Origin of the sequence: Mycobacterium sp. 1165178.9 (assembly GCF_001673555.1) — a bacterium.
In the GTDB taxonomy this organism is placed as follows: Bacteria; Actinomycetota; Actinomycetes; order Mycobacteriales; family Mycobacteriaceae; genus Mycobacterium.
On sequence record NZ_LZMB01000327.1, the window covers coordinates 1 to 7,372 of the forward strand.

Consider the following 7,372-nt stretch of genomic DNA (forward strand, 5'->3'; position numbering starts at 1 on the left):
CGCATGGTCCATTCCGGCCGGCCCGCGCAACTCGACCGACCCGCAGATCGATGCGCTGCTGCGACTGGCCCGGCGTTCGGCGTCCTCGGGGGCGGCGCTGGCCGCCGGCGTTACCGAGCTGGCCGAGGAATCTCGCCACGACGCCGCACACGCGGCGACCGCCGCCGCCGAGCGGGCCGGCGTGCTGGTCGCCGGACCGCTGGGTCTGTGCTTCCTGCCGGCGTTCGTCTGCCTGGGCATCGTCCCGGTGGTGGCCGGTTTGGCAAGTGATGTCCTGCAGTCGGGCCTGCTGTGAAACGAAAGGAAGACATTGATGAGCAACATGATTCGCGATCTCTGGGCACGCGCCGCCGTCCTGGCGGCCGACGAGTCGGGCATGTCGACGGTCGAATACGCCATCGGCACGATCGCGGCAGCCGCCTTCGGCGCGGTGCTCTACACCGTCGTCACCGGCGATTCCATCGTCTCGGCGCTGACCAACATCATCGGTCGTGCGCTCAACACCAAGGTGTAACCGGCAGTGCGGGTGCCAGCACCGTGGAGGCGGCACTGGGCATTGCCGCGCTCGTGGTGGTGCTGGTGCTGTGCCTGGCCGGTGTCACCGCGCTATCGATGCAGGTGCGCTGCATCGACGCCGCCCGCGAGGCCGCCCGGCTGGCGTCCCGCGGCGACCAACGCTCAGCCGTCGCCGCCGCGCGCCGGCTCGCGCCCGCCGGTGCCCGGGTCGACCTGCGGCGCGACGGCGATTTCCTGGTGGCCACCGTCGTCGCGCATTCGAAGTTGTTGCCCACCATCGACATTGCGGCCAATGCGGTCTCGGCGGCCGAGCCGGCCCGGTGAGCGGGGGTCGGCGACCCTGGTCGCGGCCTGGGTGATCGTGGTGCTGCTGACGGCGACGGGCGCCGGCGCGTACCTGGGCTCGGCGGTCGTGGCGCGGCACCGCGCCCAGGCGGTGGCCGACCTGGCCGCGTTGGCGGGCGCCGCGCGGTTGAGTTCTGGAGCGAATGCGGCCTGCGCCAGTGCCGCGGGCGTGGCCCGCCGGATGCGGACCGACGACATCCGTTGTGCGGTAGACGGTCTCGATGTCGTTGTCTCCGCTCGGGTGGCGGTCGTCTTCGGTGGTGCGGCAAGGGCGGCGGCGCGCGCGGGGCCTGCGACCGGGGAATCCGACTAGGGCGCGGCGTCGGGGGTTCGCGAGAATCCCGCGGTGGCCAGCTCCTCGTCGGTGGGCAGCCGCAGGGACACCAGTCCGGCGTACGTATCCGGTTCCAGTTCCACCCGGTTGACGGTGACGTGCACCGGGACCCAATCCCCGTCGTGCCCGGGCATCCGCAGCACCCGGCTGGTGGCGCCCCCGCTGAATTCCCTTGTCATGGTGGCCATCAGCTCGTGGTCGTCGGGGTGGATCCTGGGCTTGCCCGTCTCGCTGCCCCGCCAGTCGTAGAAGGGGCAAGGCTCGTCGAGCCATTTCAGCAGGACCCAGGTGTTGAGGTCGATCAGTGCGCGATGCACCCCGGCCTGGGCCAGGCCGCTGAGGATCCGTTGCGCGAGAACGTCGGTCGAAACCTCCGGGCCCTTCAATTCGGACGGCCAGTTCATTGCCCGCGCCACCAAGTGCTCCCGGCCGTCGGGCCCCGGTTCCAGAATCGTGCGTGCGACGAAACCTATCCGGATCGACTCACCGCGCCAGTCAGTGAGATCCCAGGTGCTGCATAGTGTTTGGTCGGGCTTGGCCTTGACCGCCATGGCGAGCACCTTGGCTTCGTTCGGATTGAGTTCACGCGACGGAAGGTCCTCTGCGAAGGCCCTGCCGTACGCGACTTCCACCTCGGGATTCTTCCCGCTGTTGAGCAGCGATTCGCGGGTGTCGGTGGCCACGCCAAGGGTCAGGTCCCACTTCAGCGGCCCGGGAATCGGCCGTTCGGGCGGCTCGACGTCGGAGGGGCCGGTCCAGACATGCACGCCGTGGATGAAACCGTCGGACATCACCACCGGCTCGGTGCGAATGATGCGGTCCCGCTTGGGCGTGATGCTGGTCAGGGCCTGACCCGTCTGCACCGATTCGGCGATCGCCGTGCGAACCGCGGCGAGATAGGGGCTGCGGCGCAGAAATGTGGTGATGGGGACGAGATTCTTGAGTTGGCGGCCTTGCGCCACCACGGTGGGCTCACCCCCGAGTGTCTCCACGAGCAACCAGTCGTGGGCCATGCGGCCGATTTTACCGGCGAGCGGACCGGTCCAAGGGAGTGCTGCCGGTTTCGCCGCCGCCGAAGGCCCCCAGGCATCGACATCCGGCGAGCGACGCCAGCAGTGCTTGCGATGCCGCCGCGGCCTTGGTAGCTTTTCCAGCTGCGCCCGCATCGTCGGGATTGCGGGCGGCGCACAACCAAGCGATTTCTGATCCGTGCGACAGCACGCGCCATTTCTTGAGCAGCAGGAAATGCGTTCCTGGCGTGGGCGTCACAAGACAAACCCAGTGGGTCGACCGTCGAGGGGTCGGTCGTCATCTGCGGGTTTGCGCTCCCGTGTCCCCCGGGCCAGCTCTGCGAGGACCAGCTTCAGCACCAGCACCGCGCCCGTCTTGTCAAGCGGGTCGTTGCCGTTGCCGCACTTGGGGGACTGGACGCACGACGGGCATCCCCGGAGGCACTCGCATGCCTCGATGGCGGCTGCTGTCGCACCCAGCCAGGTACGGGCCTGGCGAAAACCCCGTTCGGCGAATCCCGCGCCACCCGGATAGCCGTCGTAGACGAAGACGCTGGGCAAACCAAGGGGATCGGGCCCTACGGCGGTCGACAAGCCGCCGATGTCCCCGCGATCGCAACTGGCCACCAGCGGCAGCAGCCCGATCGCCGCATGTTCGGCGGCGTGCAGCGCCCCGGGGACGCGTGTGTCCTCAATGCCGTTGCGTTGCAACGCATCCCCGGTGATGGTGTACATCACCGCCGTAGTGGCCAAGGTGTGTTCCGGCATGTCCAACTCGATGAAGTCGATCACCTCACCCGAGAGCCTGCGACGCAGATAACCCACCACCTGGTGAGTGACCCTGACCGGCACCAGACCGAGCGTGACCGGCCCGAAGGTCAGGCGCTCGCCCGTACCGGTGACGGCGATATCGGTGATCTCGCGCGCGAACGTCGCGTAACCGGGCTCCTCGGCGTGCACGAACGCGATGCCCTCCTCGGTGTCCAGGGAGTCCACCACGTAGCTGTCCCCTTGATGCAGATACACCGCGCCGGGGTGGACGGTGGCCGGTGCCTGCCCGGCGCCTGCACTGCCCAGCAACCTGCCGGTATCGGCCTCGACGATGACGATCTGCCCGCCCGCCGAGCCCCGGATGTCCACGGCCGCATGCGGTTCCAGGCCGGGCACCGGAAAGTACTTTCCGCCGCGGCGCCGCAGTAGCCCGTCATCGACCAGGCCGTCGGCCACCTCGGTGGCGCCGAAAATGCGTACCTCGGCCTCGTCCAGCGGTAGCTCGGTCGCCGCGCAGAGCAGTTGCGGACCCAGGATGTAGGGGTTGGCCGGGTCGATCACCACCCGCTCGACCGGCTTGTCAAGCAGCGCGGCCGGGTTGTGCACCAAATAGGTATCCAGCGGGTCGTCCCGGGCGATCAGCACCACCAAGGCGCCCTGCCCGCGCCGCCCGGACCGGCCGGCCTGCTGCCAGAACGAGGCGACCGTGCCGGGGAAGCCGGCGAGCACCACCGCATCCAGTCCGGCGATGTCGACGCCCAGCTCCAGCGCATTGGTGGTGGCCAGGCCCCGCAACCGACCCTCGGCCAGCGCGCGCTCCAGCGCGGTGCGGTCCTCGGCGAGGTAACCGGCCCGGTACGACGCCACGGTCGCCGAAAGCCCGGGGGCGATGTCGGCCAACCTCGCCTGGGCGCCCAGCGCGGTCAATTCCGCGGTGCGGCGCGATCGCACGAACGTGAGGGTCTGGGCGCCCTCGGCGATCAGGTCGGCCATCACCCGGGCCGCCTCGGCGCCCGCGGAGCGGCGCACCGGCGCGCCGTTCTCTCCGGTCAAATCGGCGCGCAGCGCGGGCTCCCACAACGCCACCGTCCGGGCGCCCTGAGGCGAACCGTCCTCGGTGACCTCCTCGACCGGCAGCCCGATGAGCTCGGCGGCCGTCGCGCCCGGCGAATCCGTTGTCGCACTGGCGAAGATCACCGTCGGTGACGACGAATAACGGGCGCACAACCGCAGCAGGCGGCGCAGCACCATCGCCACGTTGGAGCCGAAAACTCCACGGTAGTAATGACATTCGTCGACGATCACGAATCGCAGCCCGCGCAACAGCACGGCCCAACGGGCATGGTTGCGCAAGATCGACAAATGGATCATGTCGGGGTTGGAGAACAACCACCGCGAACGTTCCCGCGCGAAGCGGCGGACGTCGCCTGGGCTGTCGCCGTCGTAGGCGGTGGGCGCGACGTCATGCAGCCGCGGAATGGACGCGGTGAGCGCGTGCGCGGCACGCAACTGGTCATGGCCCAACGCTTTGGTCGGCGACAGGTAGAGCACGCGCGCCCGCGGATCGGTCGCCAACGCGTTGAGGACGGGAAGCTGGTAGGCCAGCGACTTGCCCGACGCGGTACCGGTGCTGAGCACCACGTGACGGCCTGCGTGCGCCAGGTCCGCGGCCTTGAACTGATGCGACCACGGTGAGGTGATCCCGCGCTCGGCGAACGCGCTGACCACGTCGGACTCGGCCCAGGCCGGCCAATCGAGCGGCCGGCCGCTGCGCGGCGGCAGTTCGGCGACATGGCGCAGCGGATGCTCGTCTGACGCCGTTCCGGCGAGTGCGGCGGCAAGCAGCTCACTGCCGAAACTCGCCATCTCACTCCTTAGGTGATCCGTTGTGAAATCGGCCTGGCAATCGGCCTTCGAATCGGCGGGAGACACAAGTCTGTCGCCAACGCGATGAACATGGTTGACTATTTGCGGTCGCAGCTTCTGTGTTCGTGTCAAACTTTCGCAGGATCGACGTTGCGGCCGCGGTTCCTGCGAGGTTAATCGGTCGGGTGAAGTTCCGGCGACTCAGCGAGGTAAGCGGTCGTACCAGGCCCGGGGCATCGAAAGGCGATGCCCCGCACCCAGAAGAAAAGGAAAGATCGAGAGATGCCACAGGGAACTGTGAAGTGGTTCAACGCGGAGAAGGGCTTCGGGTTCATTGCCCCCGAAGACGGCTCCGCCGATGTGTTTGTCCACTACACGGAGATCCAGGGTTCGGGCTTCCGCACCCTCGAAGAAAACCAGAAGGTCGAGTTCGAGATCGGCCACAGCCCTAAGGGCCCCCAGGCCACCGGAGTCCGCTCCGTCTAAGACAGAGCAGACCTGAACGGATACCCCCCGTGCAGACCCGCCCAGCGGGTCCAGCCGGGGGGTTTCCTCTTTTATTGCCGCGACCAGGAGCGCATCACGGTCGGCCCCGGACGCCGCGCCGGTTGCCTCAAGACGCGGACGGGCCCGCTGGCCTACTGTCGGGGGCGTGAGCCAGCTTTCCTTCTTTACAGCGGAGTCGGTGCCGCCCGCGGTCGCCGATCTTTCCGGGGTGCTGGCGGCGTCCGGGCAGATTGTCACCGTGGGCGCCACCGGCGAAAATCCGGTCGCGGGGGCCCGGCTATCGGTGGTCGTGGATCAGTCCTGGCGGGCCTCGGCGCTGGCCGAGATGATCCGGGAGGCCGGCCTGGTGGCCGAGATCTCCCGGACCGACGAGGACACCCCGTTGGTACGGACGGCGGTGGACCCCTCGTTGAGGACGCTGGCCAGCGAATGGACGCGCGGTGCGGTGAAGACCGTGCCGCCGCGCTGGCTGCCCGGGCCACGCGAGCTGCGGGCGTGGACGCTGGCGGCCGGAAATCCGGAGGGCGAGCATTACGTGCTGGCGTTGGATCCCCACGCGCCGGACACGCACTCACCGCTGGCGTCGGCTTTGATGCGCGTCGGGATCGCACCGACCCTGATCGGCACCCGCGGCGGGCGGCCGGCGCTGCGCATCAGCGGACGCCGCAGGCTATCGCGCCTGGTAGAGAACGTGGGGGAGCCGCCCGACGGCGCCGAGGCGTTATCGCGGTGGCCGCACGTTTAGCCGGGAGACAGCGCCCGAAAACGCGTCGGCTTTCCGCCGTTGTCGCGAATGCCAGTTTGCGCGGGCCCGCCCAAGGGTGCGAAATTGTCAGGTGCCGCAGGGCGAAGGAACGGTCGCGTACCTGAGTTTCACCGGAATTTTGGAGGCCGACCTGTCATTCTTCCTGCAGGTGGTCTCGTGGGGGGACCAATCAGGGATGGAGCGTAAGGGCAGTTGGCTGACCCGAAACTGAAGGACACCGGCAGCGGCCGGCGGCGACTCGTGATTGTCGAGTCGCCCACCAAGGCGCGCAAACTGGCCAGCTACCTGGGCTCCAGGTACATCGTCGAATCATCGCGCGGTCACATCCGCGACCTGCCCCGGGCCGCCGCCGACGTCCCGGCGAAATTCAAGTCGGAGCCGTGGGCCCGCCTCGGGGTCAACGTCGACGAGGACTTCGAGCCGCTGTACATCATCAGCCCCGAGAAGAAGAGCACGGTCACCGAGCTCAAGGGCCTGCTCAAGGACGTCGACGAGCTCTACCTGGCGACGGATGGTGACCGCGAGGGCGAAGCCATCGCCTGGCACCTGCTCGAAACCCTCAAGCCGAACATCCCGGTCAAGCGGATGGTGTTCCACGAGATCACCGAACCGGCGATCCTCGAGGCCGCCGAAAACCCCCGGGACCTGGACATCGACCTGGTCGACGCGCAGGAAACCCGGCGCATCCTGGACCGCTTGTACGGCTACGAGGTCAGCCCCGTGCTGTGGAAGAAGGTCGCGCCCAAGCTGTCGGCGGGCCGGGTGCAATCGGTGGCCACCCGCATCATCGTGCAGCGTGAACGCGACCGCATGGCGTTCCGCAGCGCCTCGTACTGGGACATTCTGGCCAAGCTGGACGCCAGCGTGTCCGATCCGGCGGCGCAGCCCCCCACCTTCACCGCCCGGCTGACCGGTGTCGACGGCCTGCGCGTGGCCGCGGGCCGCGACTTCGACTCGCTGGGGCAGCTACGCAAGGCCGACGAGGTGACCATCCTCGACGAGGCGAGCGCGACGCAGCTGGCCGCGGGGCTGCGCGGCGCCCAGCTCACCGTCGCGTCAGTCGAGGAAAAGCCCTATACCCGGCGCCCCTACGCGCCGTTCATGACCTCGACGCTGCAGCAGGAGGCCGGCCGCAAGCTGCGGTTCTCCTCCGAGCGCACGATGAGCATCGCCCAGCGGCTCTACGAGAACGGCTACATCACCTATATGCGTACCGACTCCACGACGCTGTCGGAGTCGGCGATCAACGCCGCGCGC

General features: G+C 68.6%; 8 protein-coding genes and 1 pseudogene. 7 read left to right on the forward strand and 2 right to left on the reverse strand.

Annotated features, from left to right (window positions below; all coding sequences use genetic code 11):
• The 4 genes and pseudogenes from A5652_RS14310 to A5652_RS14325 form a co-directional block, all read left to right on the forward strand.
• Nucleotides 1-295, forward strand: a pseudogene (locus A5652_RS14310) (type II secretion system F family protein); the annotation flags it as partial.
• An 18-nt stretch (nucleotides 296-313) separates the two neighbouring features.
• The gene (locus A5652_RS14315) at nucleotides 314-514 is read left to right on the forward strand and encodes a DUF4244 domain-containing protein (protein WP_067352261.1); all 201 of its coding nucleotides are present in this window, start codon (nucleotides 314-316) and stop codon (nucleotides 512-514) included.
• A 23-nt stretch (nucleotides 515-537) separates the two neighbouring features.
• A complete protein-coding gene (locus A5652_RS14320; RefSeq protein WP_197513957.1) occupies nucleotides 538-840 on the forward strand; it encodes a TadE family type IV pilus minor pilin in 303 nt (100 codons plus the stop codon).
• Entirely contained in the window at nucleotides 809-1,174 is a 366-nt protein-coding gene (locus tag A5652_RS14325) for an Rv3654c family TadE-like protein (RefSeq protein ID WP_082983899.1), read from the forward strand. The genes A5652_RS14320 and A5652_RS14325 overlap by 32 nt, the downstream gene beginning before the upstream one ends.
• On the opposite strand, the gene A5652_RS14330 is transcribed toward A5652_RS14325, so the two are convergent.
• Together A5652_RS14330 and A5652_RS14340 are read right to left on the reverse strand one after the other, a co-directional pair.
• A complete protein-coding gene (locus tag A5652_RS14330) occupies nucleotides 1,171-2,208 on the reverse strand; it encodes a PAS domain-containing protein (RefSeq protein ID WP_067352264.1) in 1,038 nt (345 codons plus the stop codon). The genes A5652_RS14325 and A5652_RS14330 overlap by 4 nt on opposite strands.
• Before the next feature lie 252 nt (nucleotides 2,209-2,460).
• Nucleotides 2,461-4,842 (reverse strand): DEAD/DEAH box helicase, encoded by a 2,382-nt coding sequence (locus A5652_RS14340; RefSeq protein WP_067352271.1) that lies wholly within the window; start codon nucleotides 4,840-4,842, stop codon nucleotides 2,461-2,463.
• Nucleotides 4,843-5,124: 282 nt separating this feature from the next.
• Here A5652_RS14340 and cspA point away from each other — a divergent pair, with 282 nt between their 5' ends.
• The 3 genes from cspA to topA all read left to right on the forward strand — a co-directional run.
• Nucleotides 5,125-5,328: a cold shock protein CspA gene (gene cspA / locus A5652_RS14345; RefSeq protein WP_007166602.1), complete on the forward strand. Its 204-nt coding sequence runs from the start codon at nucleotides 5,125-5,127 to the stop codon at nucleotides 5,326-5,328.
• A gap of 166 nt (nucleotides 5,329-5,494) precedes the next feature.
• Entirely contained in the window at nucleotides 5,495-6,094 is a 600-nt protein-coding gene (locus A5652_RS14350; protein WP_067352274.1) for a hypothetical protein, read from the forward strand.
• 213 nt (nucleotides 6,095-6,307) lie between these two features.
• Nucleotides 6,308-7,372: type I DNA topoisomerase (gene topA, locus A5652_RS14355; protein WP_067352278.1), on the forward strand; the 1,065-nt coding region annotated here is incomplete at its 3' end.